Source organism: Xenorhabdus lircayensis (genome assembly GCF_016306625.1).
In the GTDB taxonomy this organism is placed as follows: Bacteria; Pseudomonadota; Gammaproteobacteria; order Enterobacterales; family Enterobacteriaceae; genus Xenorhabdus; species Xenorhabdus lircayensis.
The window spans coordinates 45,277-62,202 of sequence record NZ_JACOII010000028.1; the positions used below are offsets into that span (position 1 = coordinate 45,277).

General features: G+C 40.5%; 14 protein-coding genes. 9 read left to right on the forward strand and 5 right to left on the reverse strand.

Annotated elements, in window-relative coordinates:
* The first annotated feature begins 167 nt into the window (after positions 1–167).
* From asnS to H8A87_RS07055, 3 genes are all read left to right on the forward strand, one after another.
* Positions 168–1,568 (forward strand): asparagine--tRNA ligase, encoded by a 1,401-nt coding sequence (gene asnS, locus H8A87_RS07045; RefSeq protein ID WP_198689270.1) that lies wholly within the window; start codon positions 168–170, stop codon positions 1,566–1,568.
* Positions 1,569–1,874: 306 nt separating this feature from the next.
* Complete coding sequence (locus H8A87_RS07050) at positions 1,875–2,984, forward strand: porin (RefSeq protein WP_198689271.1); 1,110 nt, start codon at positions 1,875–1,877, stop codon at positions 2,982–2,984.
* A gap of 241 nt (positions 2,985–3,225) precedes the next feature.
* Positions 3,226–4,416, forward strand: coding sequence for an amino acid aminotransferase (locus tag H8A87_RS07055; protein WP_198689272.1), 1,191 nt, complete (start codon positions 3,226–3,228; stop codon positions 4,414–4,416).
* Between the two features lie 115 nt (positions 4,417–4,531).
* Here the strand turns inward: H8A87_RS07055 and H8A87_RS07060 are convergent, their stop codons facing one another.
* From H8A87_RS07060 to H8A87_RS07080, 5 genes are all read right to left on the reverse strand, one after another.
* On the reverse strand, positions 4,532–5,164 hold the full coding sequence (locus tag H8A87_RS07060; protein ID WP_198689273.1) for an MBL fold metallo-hydrolase: 633 nt from the start codon (positions 5,162–5,164) through the stop codon (positions 4,532–4,534).
* A gap of 169 nt (positions 5,165–5,333) precedes the next feature.
* The gene (locus tag H8A87_RS07065; protein WP_198689274.1) at positions 5,334–5,882 is read right to left on the reverse strand and encodes a YcbK family protein; all 549 of its coding nucleotides are present in this window, start codon (positions 5,880–5,882) and stop codon (positions 5,334–5,336) included.
* A 358-nt stretch (positions 5,883–6,240) separates the two neighbouring features.
* The gene (gene ldtD, locus H8A87_RS07070; RefSeq protein WP_198689275.1) at positions 6,241–7,959 is read right to left on the reverse strand and encodes a L,D-transpeptidase; all 1,719 of its coding nucleotides are present in this window, start codon (positions 7,957–7,959) and stop codon (positions 6,241–6,243) included.
* Between the two features lie 256 nt (positions 7,960–8,215).
* Entirely contained in the window at positions 8,216–8,929 is a 714-nt protein-coding gene (gene aphA, locus H8A87_RS07075) for an acid phosphatase AphA (protein ID WP_198689276.1), read from the reverse strand.
* Positions 8,930–9,095: 166 nt separating this feature from the next.
* Positions 9,096–9,959, reverse strand: a complete 864-nt coding sequence (locus H8A87_RS07080) for a LysR family transcriptional regulator (RefSeq protein WP_198689277.1) — start codon at positions 9,957–9,959, stop codon at positions 9,096–9,098.
* 664 nt (positions 9,960–10,623) lie between these two features.
* On the opposite strand from H8A87_RS07080, the gene H8A87_RS07085 reads away from it, so the two are divergent.
* From H8A87_RS07085 to H8A87_RS07110, 6 genes are read left to right on the forward strand one after another with little or no spacing between them, the layout of a single operon-like run.
* A complete protein-coding gene (locus H8A87_RS07085; protein ID WP_232370125.1) occupies positions 10,624–11,778 on the forward strand; it encodes a serine/threonine protein kinase in 1,155 nt (384 codons plus the stop codon).
* Between the two features lie 57 nt (positions 11,779–11,835).
* Positions 11,836–12,975, forward strand: coding sequence for a tRNA pseudouridine(13) synthase TruD (gene truD / locus H8A87_RS07090; RefSeq protein WP_198689278.1), 1,140 nt, complete (start codon positions 11,836–11,838; stop codon positions 12,973–12,975).
* 16 nt (positions 12,976–12,991) lie between these two features.
* The gene (locus H8A87_RS07095) at positions 12,992–14,335 is read left to right on the forward strand and encodes a B12-binding domain-containing radical SAM protein (protein ID WP_198689279.1); all 1,344 of its coding nucleotides are present in this window, start codon (positions 12,992–12,994) and stop codon (positions 14,333–14,335) included.
* Positions 14,332–14,991, forward strand: a complete 660-nt coding sequence (locus H8A87_RS07100) for a 2OG-Fe(II) oxygenase (protein WP_198689280.1) — start codon at positions 14,332–14,334, stop codon at positions 14,989–14,991. The genes H8A87_RS07095 and H8A87_RS07100 overlap by 4 nt, the downstream gene beginning before the upstream one ends.
* Positions 14,984–15,595, forward strand: coding sequence for a 2OG-Fe(II) oxygenase family protein (locus H8A87_RS07105; protein WP_198689281.1), 612 nt, complete (start codon positions 14,984–14,986; stop codon positions 15,593–15,595). The genes H8A87_RS07100 and H8A87_RS07105 overlap by 8 nt, the downstream gene beginning before the upstream one ends.
* Positions 15,596–15,611: 16 nt before the next feature.
* The gene (locus H8A87_RS07110; protein ID WP_198689282.1) at positions 15,612–16,922 is read left to right on the forward strand and encodes a hypothetical protein; all 1,311 of its coding nucleotides are present in this window, start codon (positions 15,612–15,614) and stop codon (positions 16,920–16,922) included.
* Positions 16,923–16,926 lie beyond the last annotated feature (4 nt).

Consider the following 16,926-nt stretch of genomic DNA (forward strand, 5'->3'; position numbering starts at 1 on the left):
CGCAAATAAAAAGCCACTTTTCCCTTTATTTCCTCGCTAAGACCCGCAATTTCTTCTTGTTTCCTGAGAGATGACAAGTAAGATAGAAGATCTGCCCCCAATGAGGGGTATTTATGGTAAATCTATCTAGTTATCTAATTCACTATATATAAAGAAGAGAGAAATTTATGAGCGTAGCGCCTGTAGTCGATGTACTGCAAGGCCGTGTTCCGGTTGACAGCGAAGTCACCGTTCGCGGTTGGATACGTACAAGGAGAGATTCTAAAGCTGGTATCTCGTTCCTCGCCGTCCATGACGGTTCCTGCTTTAATCCATTACAGGCCGTCGTTAATAGTAATTTACCTAATTATCAGGACGAAGTACTGAATTTAACCACGGGTTGTTCTGTGGAAATCACCGGTACGGTGGTGAAATCCCAAGGTAAAGGCCAGAGTTTTGAACTGCAAGCCACCAAAGTCGTTGTAGTTGGCATGGTTGATGATCCAGATACTTACCCAATGGCTGCTAAACGCCACAGTATCGAATATCTGCGTGAAGTGGCGCATCTTCGCCCACGCACCAATTTGATCGGCGCAGTTGCCCGTGTTCGTCATACACTGTCACAAGCTCTGCATCGTTTCTTCCATGAAAAAGGCTACTTCTGGGTATCAACGCCACTGATCACCGCATCGGATACTGAAGGTGCTGGCGAAATGTTCCGCGTTTCCACTTTGGATCTGCAAAACTTGCCACGTACAGATAAAGGCGAAGTGGATTTCAGCGAAGATTTCTTCGGTCGTGAAGCTTTCTTGACAGTATCGGGTCAGTTGAACGGTGAAGCCTATGCTTGTGCATTGAGCAAAATTTACACCTTCGGGCCAACTTTCCGTGCAGAGAATTCCAATACCAGCCGCCACTTGGCAGAGTTTTGGATGGTGGAACCCGAAGTGGCTTTTGCCGACCTGAATGATATCGCCAAACTTTCCGAAGAAATGCTGAAATATGTCTTCAAGGCCGCATTGGAAGAGCGTGCTGATGATCTGGCATTCTTTGCAGAACGCGTCGATAGCGAAGTTATCACTCGTCTGGAAAAATTTGTCGATTCAGATTTCATTCAGTTGGATTACACCGATGCGATAGAAATTCTGGAAAATTGTGGGCAGAAATTTGAGAATCCCGTTTTCTGGGGAGTTGATTTGGCATCAGAGCATGAGCGTTATCTGGCAGAAAAACATTTCGAAGCGCCAGTGATCATGAAGAACTATCCAAAAGACATCAAATCTTTCTATATGCGCATGAACGAAGATGGCAAAACTGTTGCTGCGATGGATGTACTGGCTCCGGGTATCGGTGAAATCATCGGCGGCTCTCAGCGTGAAGAACGTCTGGATATGCTGGATAAGCGTCTAGAAGAGATGGGCCTGAATAAAGAGGATTACTGGTGGTATCGTGATCTGCGCCGTTACGGCACCGTTCCTCATTCTGGTTTCGGTTTGGGCTTTGAACGTCTGGTGGCATATGTTACTGGCGTATCAAACGTTCGTGACGTTATCCCATTCCCACGGACACCAAGAAACGCAAGTTTCTAATGAGTCAGCTCAATAAACGAGCAAAAATCAATCCTCCGAAAAGCCAGCGAAAGTTGGCTTTTTTTATTTTATAGCGAAAACCGCACGAAAAAAGTTCCCTGATATTTACATTTTGAAACATCTATTTTCACTTTGTTACTGATTTTGCACTTTTGTAGCATTTTGAGGGTAGATAAAATTCATTGCCAATGGAACACTGGTCGCCGACTAATAAGACACTCGATACTCACAAATAGTTCCAAAATTTTTAGTGTTCTATTTCTGGCAGTGGCAGGTGTCTAGATAACACCAATGAGGGTAATAATAATGAAGCGTAATATTCTTGCAGTGGTAATCCCAGCTCTGCTGGTTGCTGGTACAGCAAACGCAGCTGAAATCTTTAACAAAGACGGCAACAAACTGGATCTGTACGGTAAAGTAGATGTTCGTCATCAGATCGCAGACAAAAGAAGTGGCGAAGATGGTGATGACTCTTACGCACGTCTGGGCATCAAAGGTGAAACTCAGATCACTGACCAACTGACTGGTTTCGGTCGTTGGGAATACAACATGAAAGCCCATAAAGAAGAAGGTAAACAAGATACCGCAACTCGTCTGGCTTTCGCTGGCTTGAAATTCGCTAACTACGGTTCACTGGATTACGGCCGTAACTATGGCGTAAACTATGATGTCAACGCATGGACTGATGTACTGCCAATCTTTGGTGGCGACTCCATGGCTCATACTGATAACTTTATGACTGGTCGCTCTACTGGCCTGCTGACTTACCGTAACACCGACTTCTTCGGTCTGGTTGACGGCCTGAACTTTGCCCTGCAATATCAAGGTCAAAACAGCGAGCGCACCAAAAATGAACGTAAAGGCGCTACAGCGAATGGCGATGGCTACGGCTTGTCCACTACTTATAACGTAGGTTACGGTATCACTGTTGGTGGTTCTTACGCTAACTCTAATCGTACAAAAGATCAGTGGACTTCTGAAGCTTACGGCAAACGTGCAGAAGCATGGAACCTGGGTGCTAAATACGATGCTAACAACGTATACCTGGCAGCAATGTACGGCGAAACCCGTAATATGACCCCTGCTTCAGGGGTGATTAACAACGTCAAAGTGACTGATATCGCAAACAAAACTCAGAACATCGAACTGACTGCACAATACCTGTTCTCTGATTTAGGCCTGAAACCATCTCTGGCTTACGTCCAATCTAAAGGTAAAAACCTTGGTGATAAAACTTTAGGCGAAAATAGAATCAATGCAGATCTGGTTAAATATGTTTCTGTAGGTACTTACTACTACTTCAACAAAAACCTGTCTACTTATGTTGATTACAAAATCAACCTGCTGAAGAAAGACAACGATCTGGGCGTCAACGCTCGCAACGTATTCGGCGTTGGTCTGACTTATCAGTTCTAATCACTGCTGATAAACTGTTTAGCAAAAAGCTAACAAATTTATCTCAGAAAAGCAGCACTTCGGTGCTGCTTTTTACGTTTTACCTCACTGTTTTTTCAGGCTCTTTTCTTCACTCCGTAAACTACTTCACAAGATTTTATTCTTTTTGCTACAAGTGGTTGGCAAATGAGTTCCTTAGCGTTACCCTGAGCGGTGTATAACTTATTTTGGGCTTAACTCTCCGAGTCTTGGAATCAAAAAAATGTTTGAAAAAATCACAGCAGCGCCTGCCGACCCCATTCTTGGTTTAGCCGATAGCTTTAAAGCTGATCCTCGTGAAAATAAAATCAATTTGGGTATCGGAGTCTACAAAGACGAAACTGGTAAAACCCCTGTTCTGACCACCGTTAAAAAAGCAGAAAAATTCCTGCTGGAAAATGAAACCACCAAAAATTATCTGGCAATTAGTGGGCTACCTGAATTTGGCTACGTCACTCAAGAACTGCTTTTCGGCAAAACCAGTCCCATTGTAACTGACAAGCGCGCCCGTACTGTACAAAGCCCAGGCGGAACCGGCGCACTGCGCACTGCCGCTGACTTTATTGCTAAACAAACCAATGCCAAACGTGTTTGGATCAGCAATCCAACATGGCCAAACCATAAAGGTGTTTTCGCCAGTGCTGGTTTAGAGATCTGCGAATACAAATATTATAATGCAGAAAAACATGCGTTGGATTTTGAGGGCATGTTAGCAAGCCTGTCTGAAGCACAAGCGGGTGACGTTGTTCTGTTGCACGGTTGCTGCCATAACCCGACTGGTATTGATCCAACGGCTGAACAGTGGCAGAAACTGGCAGATTTATCCGCTGCAAACGGCTGGCTGCCTGTGTTTGATTTCGCATACCAAGGGTTTGCCAAAGGATTGGATGAAGACGCAGAAGGTCTGCGTATTTTTGCCAAAAACCACAATGAACTGATCGTTGCTAGCTCTTATTCCAAAAACTTTGGTCTATACAATGAACGTGTTGGTGCTTGCACCATCGTTGCGACAGACAGCAATACCGCAGAAAAAGCATTCAGCCAAGCTAAATCCATTGTTCGTACCAACTACTCTAACCCACCAGCACACGGGGCTTCTGTTGTTACGACAATTCTGTCTAACGACGATCTGAAAGCGGAATGGGTTCAGGAATTGGCAACAATGCGTGAACGTATCCAACGTATGCGCCAACTGTTTGTTAACACCTTACAAGAAAAAGGTGCGAAGCAAGATTTCAGCTTTATTATCTCTCAGAATGGCATGTTCTCATTCAGCGGCTTGACTAAAGAACAAGTTGATCGTCTGCGTGATGAATATGGTATTTACGCGGTCAGCTCTGGGCGCATCAACGTAGCGGGCTTAACACTGGAGAATATGGTTCCTCTGTGTGAAGCTATCGTTGCAATACTCTAGTTTTATCTGAGTACTTGATATTTATTCCCCAAAAAGCCGCATTTTAGCGGCTTTTATCTTTCTCATACAATTCATTGCACAAACAAAACTCATTGCACAAGAAAAACGTTTCCAATCAATCTTGCAGGAATGGATTGGTTTTCCGTTCGTGTCCCAATGTTGACATCGGCCCATGACCAGGAATGAATTGATACTCATCACCCAAAGGCAGTACTTTTTCCTTAATGGATTGAATCAGTTCATCATAATTTCCACCGGGGAAATCAGTGCGGCCAATACTGCCCTTAAACAGCACATCTCCCATTGAGATTAATTTATCGGCGTGGTTAGCAAGAACAATATGCCCTGGTGTGTGCCCCGGACAATGCAGAACGGATAACTCAATATTGCCAATTTGCAGCGTATCTCCTTCATCTAACCAACGATCCGGGGTGAAAGATGGGCATGGTTCAACACCAAACATTTGGCATTGAATTTCCAGTCCTTCGACCCAAAAAGCATCTGCTTTATGTGGCCCATAAACAGGAACGTCAAAATGCTTGGAAACTTCAACGGTAGCACCAACATGATCGTAGTGACCATGTGTCAGCAAAATTTGTGTTACTTTCAGCTCACGACGTTCTATTTCAGCAATAAGTTGTTCGGCATTACCTCCAGGATCAACAACCGCGGTTTCCTGAGTATCTTCACACCAAATCAATGTACAATTTTGCATCGCCATCGTGACGGGGATAATGTGGTATTTCATTATATTGTTTAACTCCACAATCAAAACTAACTATTAAGTTATACCCAATAGATCTCAAGTTGCAGCGAGGCGGTAAGGGAACGAATCCCCGGGAGCATAGATAACTATGTGACCGAAGTGAGTGAGTACAACCAACAAAGCAGCAACTTGAAAGATAAAGGGTATAAGATTACCACGTCCTGACCGGGCCTGTATCAATATGAATAAAATTACTTTTTGGATAAAACCCTACCCCTCCGGTTCGCATTTTCAGCGCAGCCTTACGGATATGTGCAAGTTGAGTACCATCTATATGGAAATCCATCGCTTGCCCACGAGTATGATAACTGTGTTTTGCTACCCCGCCACTGGCTTGACGCAACATATTATTTGTCGTCAATGAACGATAGCCAGAAACTAATTGAACAGACTTATTTATTCCCATCATCATCTGTAATAAATAAATTTGATCAAACAACTTTGGGTCAATAGTTTTGATCTTATTTTGGCGAAAATCGCGAAATAAATGATTCAGGCGAGCTAATTCTGATTTGTTATAACGGCGACCATCAAAAAACTCAGCTTTGAGTGTTTCTCCCGTATGCAAATTATCAAAACGCAAAATTCGGGGACGTGGAGTTGTCAATGTGGCCAACGCATGTTGAGGCAATAAACTTAACCCCAACGTGGCCACACTTACGCCAAGCCACTTTCGGCGATCGTGGTCAATATCATTCATGGATATATGCCCTGCTATTCTATGATGTATTAATAATTGATAAACTACATTAATAATCGAGTTTAATCGACTAATAAGACATCAACAAACAAAAAGTAGTTTCAATTATTTTTGTATATTACTGTAAACTTAGCCAGTCCATAATTGTGATCAACCTAACATAATGCAAGTCATATTAAATATAGATGAAATTTTAATAATGATATGTTACTAACAGTTATTTTTCATCTAAATCATAAAAAATCTATCAATTGCAGGAAAAAATAAGCTCTTTAAGAAAACATTATTTCCTTCACCGTTCATAACATGGATATTGATAGCAAATTTATTCCTTCATGAATTATCGTAATTACGAAAATTATAAATCATTTCTAGCTATCAAAATTTTGGATAAGAGATCCGATTGTTGTCTGGCATTCATATCATAACCATAAATATCGGCACGATACTGTGGTACTCCTCCTTCATCAACCCAAGCTGTTTGATAATAGAGGAAGACAGGAATTTTTTGGGGGATATTTACATATTTTGTTGTCCATGTTTTCAATGAATTGCTAACTTTATTTTTATTCCAGCCAGCATCTCCCAGTAACATATCTGCCAATTCAGACGCCTTATTGACACGCACACAACCTGAACTGACCGCCCTCATTTCCTGGCTAAAGGAAGCCTGATTTGGCGTATCATGTAAATAAATCGCTTCTGAGTTTGGCATATTAAATTTGAAACGCCCCAATGAATTAGTTGGACCTGGTGCCTGGCGTATACGATAAGGGAAACTACTCGGTATTACTGCCCCCCAATTAATCGATGAAGGATCGATAACTTTGGCATCATTGCTCCAACTGGAAAAAACCGTATAACCACGAGTACGAAAATAACTTGGATCACGCATTGCTCTTGGTGCAATATCCTTTCTAGTCATACTAGTGGGCACATTCCACGGTGGATTGATGACTACATTATTCAATTCACTGCTCATAATAGGCGTTTTGCGGCTGGGCCGTCCAACGACGACTTTTGAGCTTAATACTTCTTTCCCATCCAAATAATAAAAAAGTGAGTAATTAGGAATATTAACCAAAATACCCGTAGAAATACCTCCGGGAATAATCCGTAATCGCTGTATATTTAATGCCATTATGCGAGCACGAGTTTGCGGTGTCGTATTTAACCATGCTTTCGTGGATTGGCCGATAACGCCATCAGCGGATAGTCCATGCAAAGCTTGAAAACGTTTTATAGCAGCCACTAATTCTTTACCGTAAATCTTATTATCAGATTTGACAGCTGAGTAATCCAACGTACCTGAACGCGCCAATATTTTTCTTAATGCAATCACACTTTCACTACTTTGCCCGGGTTTTAGCGTACCTTTCAACGAAAAATCAACCCATGGCTGCTTATCAGCCAATTGACTCAACATTTCCTTACGCATATTTTCATACATAAGATGATTGGGTGACAAGGTTGTAATATAAGCGAGAGAATTATGATTATTGATATGCTGTTGCCATTTATCAATTAAATGAGATGAAGGTAAGTCAATCTTATAGGGGGCCTTATTATATAACCATGAATCCCCTTTTTTCTTAACATCATTGATAAAATGGAGATAACCTAACATAGCATCAGATAAAATAACATCACGCCCCATATCACTTAACTCAGGAGAATGAAGTTGTATCAGCCATTTTTCAAATTGGGGTTGAAACCCAGCCAATGACATTTCAATTAATTGATTCTCAAACTGTTGAATAGCTTTTTTATCCGGCCATAGCGGTTTCATTTTATTGGCAGTATATAACGTTACTAAACGATCAATAAATATCAGTTTTACTTGTTGTGGTAACCAATTTTGTAACTGTTTTCTATTTTCATCAATAGAGATCACTGGAGATATAGGAATAGTCTTATCGGATGAGACAACTGAGTCTTCTTTTTTTTGCCCTTCTGACAATTGTTGTACATCACTTTCAGTTAATCCATTTTGTTGATTTGCAAAGGTTCCCTCTGATACCGCTAATGCGCTACAGATAAAAGAAATTTTCAGTAGTCTGGCCGTGTTCTTCGCCATAAGAGTTCACCTCACCTTATTATGTATGCAGCTGTCCAATGACTTATTCTAATTATCAGCAGGCCTATTTTATCAGAAAAGAATAGTAGTAATTATATACATAATTACCTCTTAAGATAGAAGGACTATCCAATCATACTCAATCACACTAACCAAAATAAAATGTTCACTATAATAAATTAGATAACACCGTCTTCAAAAAAGAAAAAGGCACCTTTAGTGCCTTAATCAGAGTAAATTTTATTGAAATTTCAGATTAATACTCAGATTTAATGACTACTTCTTCTCCAAATCTACCCGCTTTAGGTAGAGGCTGATAAGAAGAATTGGATGCTCTCAGAATGCGGATGCCACGGATACTCAACTCGCGGGCTGCGGCAATATCAGCATCTGCATCACCATAGTAGATCTTCAATTTATGATTTTTCATCCAGCTAACTTTGTCATTTTTATTTGGCTCATCACCTGCAAAAATGACAGCATGCATTTTATCCGCCGGAATATGCAAACCTTCTTGTACATACTGAGTAACAGCTTCTGTTTTGGTTTCTGTACGCCCTGTAATAAAATAAATATCATCACCCCGCTTCAAATGCATCTGAACTAATTCAATACCGATTTTTTTCGGCATACTGAATTTATCCCATTCATTATTCATTTTTTCCCAGAACTTGGGATTTTTCAGATAGCTTTCATCGTTAGATGAATATTCCAATTTTCCTCGATAAAACCCCGGGCTAGAAAACATTACCGTATCATCAATATCAAATCCAACCGCCATTGGCGGTTGTCCTTTCAGACTTTTTTCAATCTGTTCCACCGAAACCCAATGTACAGCCTGACGCTGGGCTAAATCTGCTGAAGTTACCCCTGAGCCAACTTGCTCAGGCATAAATACTTTTGCCTGCACCACACCGTTTAGGCCAAAAGCGAGCACAATCGCACTGAATCCTAAAATGACTTTACGCATTGTTATTCCTTTTCCACACTGTTCATAACATTAAGTGATAATAAACTTTATTATCACTTTAAAGTGGGACGCACTACACAATTGTTCAATATTATCATTGTAAAAAGGTTTTCTTTATATTTTTCTCACTAAATACAATTTAAACAGCTCACATATCATAGAAACATTAATTAAAGCAATTAATATAATTACTCAATTCTAATTCTTTTCTCTTTAAATAATAAATATAACTGGATGATACAGATGAAAACAATGTATTAGGAATAACCTTCACGCCAGTGTTCTTTAGGTAACTTGAATCTAATATCGCATTATTAATTACTGAATAGCCGATACCAAAACAGACAAAATCTATAATATGGCTAATATCAGGAAAAACCAGCAATTGAGTGTTAATTTCATGTTCTTTTCTATATTTTAATAACTCATCAAAAAATGGATGTTTTGTTATTCCAGAGTGGAGTATCATTTTTTCATTACGAATCATATCAACCAATGAGTTATTTTTATCAAATAATTTTTTTGAAACAATAAATACTTCAGTTTCACGATCATGTACTTTACAGGAAATTCGTTCTAATTCATCTTCTACTGGAGGATGAGTGGAAATAAAAAGATCCAGTTCTCCTGAAAGGAGTTTACTACGATGCTCATCGAAATGATACCTTTCGCTGAATAGATCAATTTGGCCATTTTCAATTATTTTACTTATTAATTTTTTAAACGATTGATTATAACCATCCGTTCCTACTTTAATTTCTTTTTTTATTAATGTGGTTGGAAAACTTGATTTAATATTCTCGACGTCATCACGGATCGGTAATAAATATTTATATAAAATTATCCCTTCTTCCGTCAGAGTTACCCCTGTATTAGAACGATTAAATAGCTTAAACCCCAATTTATCTTCTATATCAGCAATACTTTTACAGAGAGCAGGCGGACTTATATGAATATTTTTAGAGGCATTTTTAAAAGATCCGCATTCCGCAACACTCAAAAAATGATTTATTTTTTTTGATAAAATCATAATAATTCCACCTCTAAACATCAAAGATTTAACAATCATGAAATGTGAGGTTATATAATCCATACTGAGGTGTCAAGCATATGATTTCATACAAAATCGACCTATTGTTAAATTAAAGTTATTCTAATTTACATAAAACCAATAAAAATTATCTATCGATTTAACTTTTAATTAATCATGCAAAATAAAATTCGAATTGATTTTAATGCTGAGAGATACCATTTTTGATCGCAATAAGGTTTTACTTTTAGTTGAATAGAAATATTATTTCACGAAATTACCTACATATATCAGACTAATAATATTACATTGTTATTTTTTATAATAACTATATCCAATAGATTTCAATTTAAGCGTTACAGCAGTAAACGAATCCTAAAAGCCTATCCCAGCAAGCGTTTATTGTTGCAAGCAGTTTGAACACAGACTGAGCACAGAAACTGGAGCGTACACGTAGTTCATTGAGGAGTAGTTCATTGAGGATTAGTTCATTGAGGATTAGTACGTGAGGATTTTGAGCACAGCACAGGTTCAAAATAACAAATAAAATAACCGAATGGGATAGGCTCTAAGTCACATAAATAACAATGTGACATAAATGTAGTCAACGCCACCAACAAAGCAGCAATTCGAAATATGAAAAAGTATATTAAAGGAGAATATTGTGACTGACTCTATTAATGCCAACAATAACCAAAAATCAAACAATTTCCCTACCCATGTTGAATGCCATACAGAATGGGGAAAATTACGACATGTTATTGTTGGTCGTGCAGATAATGCATGTATTCCCCCTCCAGAACCCGCATTTATGGCCCGTATTCCAGAAAATTCAGATATGCGTGGTCGTTATGGCCCAAGAAGCCAAGGATCAATTGATGCAGCCAATGAACAATTGGATGGATTATCTTCCATACTGATTTCGCGTGGAATTCGTGTTGATCGTCCAACACCACTGAATTTCAACTCTTCTGTACAAACTCCAGATTTTACTCAAGGCACCATGTTCGGTTGCCAACCGCCAAGGGATGTACTCATTACTGTTGGCCGAGAAATCCTCGAAGCAACAATGAGTTTCAGATCTCGCTTCTTTGAGTATTTGTGCTACCGACCTTTGATTTCTGCTTATATGAAAGAAGATACAGCCATGCGACATGAATCAGCCCCCCGTCCCCGGCTATCAGATGCCAGTTACCGGCATGGTTATTTATCTGAAGAAATCAGTATGGAAACCCGAAAAGAATGGGTAACGAAAAAAGAATTTGTCACGACAGAAGAAGAGCCAATTTTTGAGGCTGCGGATATTGTCCGATGTGGGAAAGATCTTTTGGTACAACATGGTTTTACGACAAACATGAAAGGTATTGATTGGTTGCAGCGTCATTTTCCTGATTATCGCATTCATCCTATCAATTTTCCCGGAGATCCCTTCCCAAGCCATATTGACTGTACCCTGTTACCTTTGCGTCCCGGTTTAGTTTTAAATAATCCTGTCAGACCCTTACTACCTGAATTCAGGCAACTATTTATTCGTAATGACTGGCAAATTATCGAAGCAGCATCTCCCGCACATCATCAATCACCCCCATTATGTTATTCGAGTGTATGGCTCTCAATGAATATGCTGTCACTTGATGAGAAAACAGTATGTGTAGAAGAAAGTGAAATTCATCAAATGGAACAGTTGGATAAATTGGGATTTGAAGTCATTCCTGTGCCTTTCCGAAATGCCTATCCTTTTGGAGGCGGTTTGCACTGTGCCACAACGGATATTTGGCGAGAAGGAAGCCTTGATGATTACTTTCCTAAAGAAAGTTAATCATATTTACGCATAACGTTTTGGCATATTGATCATACAAAAGCAATGAGTCTTATCTTGACCATTGAAAACCATGCCCTGCGAATTGGAAATATTTCAATGAATAATATAGAACTCAGCACTTCTTCTTTCAAATACTCGCCCGATACCTTTATCAACAAGGATGTTCAATATTGTCTCAAAAAAGTGCCTACAGATTTTCTCGTTGAGGAAGTTCCAAAATTCTATAAGCCCTCGATAGAAAAACAGATTTGGCATTTCCAATTACGCAAAGAAGGGATGACAACCTCTGAAGCAATTACAAATATTGCCAATATATTGGCAATACCAGAAAGCCATATTGGGTATGCCGGATTAAAAGATGAAGATGGCGTAACAAGTCAGAGAATATCTATTCGATCCTTATCACAGGATGTAGATATCAGTGCCATCAATGCTCGCTTGGATATGACATCAGGCAAATGGCTCGCATTGCATGAAGTTGGCTGCTTTGAAGAAAATATAAAGATTGGTCAGCTAGTGGGTAACAGTTTTCGCATTGTGATACGTAACTTAGATAAACTTATTGCCCATGCCTTGGCAAAACAGTCATCGCATAACCATGCTTTTATTAATTACTATGACACACAAAGGTTCGGTGTACCTGGAGGGCCTTCTACAACCCATCTTATTGGGCAAGCTTTCCACCACGGCGAATGGGAAAAAGCCTTATCATTGATATGCCAATCAGCATCGCCAGAAGCACAGGCGGCCCAAAAATGGTGGGGCAAACCAGCACATTTTTTCCATCAATTAGATCCTAGACGGCTCTCTTTTTATTATGCCTCTTACGGCTCTTATCAATGGAACCATCTCGTAGCACAAGAATTCCTGCGACATCATGAAGGATTACAAGTGATGCGCTCATCAATACCCTATATTTTACCCAACACTTATTCTGACGTAATGGCATTTGCCGCAGCGACACCTTGGTATCCATTTACTCGCGTCGAAATCGTCAACGGGGAAAAAGCAGAAAAACAAAGTTTACGTCCCACCATTGTGCATACCTATATAAAAATTATCGATCTTAGTGAAGATCATGAATTCCCTGATCGCTCTAGTTTAACAGTCGAGTTTTTTCTTCCATCTGGCTGCTACGCAACGATGGCAATCTGTCAATTTATCTATTTAGCAAATGCTCATTTCACTGTTTAGCCTAGGAGGTTTGCATATGCGTATACTATTATTGATTCCCCCCTATATTCCGTCTTATTTTAATGCAGGCCATCATCTGCCTTTATTTCAGGTTGCAACCTTTATCAGGGAAAGAAACCCACTATGGCAAGTTACTGCACTGGACGGCGGCGCATTGAATTTGACGTGGCACGACTTAGCCAAAGAACTGGCAAAAGGCTATGACTGTGTTGGTTTATTTAATGATTTTGATGCGGTGGATAGTTTTAACCGTACTACGATGTATTGCCGGGAAATACTGCCACAAGTGAAGATGTTCACTTTCGGGCGACTGTCAAAACAAATCCCTGATTGGTTTAAGCAATTTAACTTTGAAGGTATTGTTTTCAGCGGTGATTATGAAAGTAGTGTTGAATCTTTCCTGTTAAATTATCCTTCTGACACGGGGAGTATTCCCGGCCTTATTGTGAAAACGCCTCATGGTTATTTGCAAGGAGGCATCGGCCATATGCTAAGCCCAGAAGAATGGATACTTCCCGATACATTGGAAATTCCTTACGCTGCTTATGACCGAATGTATAAAAATGATTTGAATAAATTTTGTGGTATCCCTGATCGACGTGAGCTTGTTATTCCCGTCGCCCGTGGATGTCCAGTGGGTTGTGAGTTTTGTGACGTACCACCAATGCAGGGAAAAAGTGAACGACGGCTTTCCGTTGATCACGTGATTAAATATATCACGGAGCAACAGCGTATTCAGCCGTTTGATTATGTCTCTTTTTATGCTCCTACGTTTACACTGAATCGTCGATGGGTAAAAGAATTGTGTCATAAATTCATTGAGTTAAAACTTCCCATTCAATGGAAATGCGTTACCACAATTTATCATTTGAATAAGGAATTGATTGAATTGATGGCACAAGCAGGCTGTATCAGGATCAGTCTGGGTGTGGAAACCATTTCAGCCTCACCAAACCTGCAATTACCAAAAATAAAGCTGAATACCGAAGCCAAAATTGAAGAACTACTGGCAATCGCCAAACATAATGAAATAGAGATTAACGCATTCATTATTCTTGGATTACCGGGGGATACAATGGAAGCGTCAATCAAGACGATTGACTGGTTGATCGCTGAAGGGGCCAGAGTCCGGCCAACTGTCTATACCCCTTATAACGAACTGCACAAAAACTCATCACTTGCAGAAGTGGGCAAATATAATCGTCAACTCTTCCACGAAATACCTTACTCCCCAATGGAGCGCCAGAAAGGTTATTCATTATTATTCGCCAATCAGAAAGATCGCCCAACTGAAGTCATGAAAAAAATCATGCAGCAAGCAGGGCATGGGGAGACACCCACATCAGGAGACCACATATGAATATCCGATGGCACTCTCCTGATTTCAAACGAAAAAAAGAGCCATTTGAATGGTTCTGTTCAGATCATTTTTTATCTGCAAACGTTTTTAAACGCTTGCAGACAGAATTCCCACACACGGGTTACCGCAAATCTCATCGCGAAGAAGGTGATGAGAAATACTATAGCACGTGGGATCTACTGGCTGTTGATAAGGGTATTCCTGTGCAGGAAACATGGAATAACCTGACCACAGCATGGAAAGCAATGCTGAAAGCTATCCTGAAAGATGATTATCGCCACTATTTTTCAACATTGATGGAACGAGATCTCTCAAAGACCCACTTGCATGCCCGTTTCACGATTTACCATGAAAATTGCTGGCTGGCTCCTCACTGTGATCGTCCAGATAAGATCCTGACCCAAACCCTCTATTTTCCAACGGGTGCCATAGAAGGCGGAGAATTACTCATTCTCGGTTCCTCTGATCCTGATGATATCAAGGAAACCGTTGCGCCTTCTCCCAATCGCTCAGTGATCCTCCAGCCTTCCCCCAACTCTTGGCACAGTGTCCGTAAGGTGGCAACTGGCTCACAGAACGCACGGCGCGCACTTCTCCTGCATTTCGTATGCCCTGATAATGTTTTAGACAGTAAGGATAACGAATCCCATGTTTAATTTATTATTGCCCCACGCATTGACAAACATCCCCTATCACTGGGGTATGGCATCTCCCTTTATTCATGAAGATGTTGCCAATAGCCTGATGGAAACGTTTCCTAATGACGGTTTTATTGTTGCAGAAAAAATGGCAGGGGAAGCCAATGATAAAAAAACCTACAGTCTGGAAACATTGCGGATTGAAAAAGAGACGCCTCTTTCTCCTGTATGGAAAGAATTCAGCGAATACTTGAAAAGCGATCAATATCGGGATCGGATGGGAAAATTGATTGGGAAAGATCTCAGCCCGACTCGCTTGAGTTTAACGTTATGGCGATACCGTTCTGCTCAATGGTTAGGCCCACACACAGATAAAACCGAAAAAATCGTGACTCAAATCTTTAACTTCAACCGCAATTGGTCACCAGATTGGGGGGGATGTCTGCGTATTTTACACTCTGATGATTCTCAGGATGTTTACCGTGAAATTCCGCCAGAGCTAAATACGTCCGTGATTCTGCAACGTTCAGACCAATCATGGCATATGGTAACACCAATTACTGATTCTGCACCTGAGGCAACTTATCGACGTGTACTGACTGCTGCTTTTATTTCGAAATGAAAACTGGAGAAATAACATGCAAGAGATTGAAGTAACAGGTGGCAATCGATTATCAGGGCGTGTGCAAGTTTCAGGATTTAAGCATGCTTTCCCGCCTCTGTTTAGTCTGGCATTGTCATCAAGTGAACCTTCTTTAATCAAAAATGTTCCTGATATTGCAGACATCAGGATATTGGGAGAGATAGGCCAATTACTGGGTGCCCGTATATTGCATGAACCAGAAAAGCGGACCATGTACATTGATCCCCGTGGATTGAGCAACACCAAAATACCAGAAAATCTAAGTACCTTGATTCATGGTGCGTGGTATCTTGCCCCTGGGCTACTGGCCCATTCAGGTCATGTCGTATTAGGTGAAACCGGTGGCTGTAAGATTGGTGGCGGGCAAGGAGGTGAACGTCCCATTGAACAATTATGCACCGTTTTACAAAGATTCGGTGCCAAAGTAGAAACAACGAGAAATATTATTCAAGCCACCGTGCCGTGTTTTTCCTCTGCCCAAATCGATATGGCCCACTTTGCCGTCGTAGAAGAAGGCACGGGCAAGCTGACTGGCCCACTTTATTCTGGAGCGACAAAAGCCGCCTTGTTATGTGCTGCAAGAGCTGAAGGCATCAGTGAAATTATCCATCCTTATTCTAAACCAGACGTCGTGGCATTAGTGGAAGCCATAAAATCTCAGCAAATTGACATAGAATGGGAAAAAGATCGAATTGTGGTTGCAGGAAAGCCTGACGCTGGTGGTTTTGAAACGACTCTTGGACCTGACCTGATTGAAGTCATGACTTATTTAGCCCTTTCCGCTTACTGCAATGCACCAATTTCCATTACTGGTGTCTCACGAAACCATATCGAAACCGGGCTTTCTGCTGAAATCGCCTGTTTGGAGAAATTGGGTTATCAGCTTCAATGGAAAGATAATGATCTCACTATCACTCATTTATTTCCGGCTTCTCAATTAGATATTCAAGTCACCTCTCACGGAATATTCAGTGACAATCAACCCTTTATGGCTCTTTTACTGATGGCATCTCAATTGGGTGGGAGTATCACAGAGCAAGTTTGGGTCAAACGTTTTCAATATATCGAAGAATTGGAAAAGATGGGTGCCAAAGTGATACGCGATGCAAAATCAGTAGAAATTATGCCGTATGTTCCCAACAAAAGCGGAATAACAGTGCAAGCCTCTGATTTACGTGGAGCCGCAGCCTTAGTTATTGCAGCATTGAAAATATCGGGAAAAACAAAAATAGGCGGCATTGATCACCTTGAACGCGGTTATCCCGACCTGTTAGGACAACTTCGTGTATTGGGAGCCAAAATTTAAGATT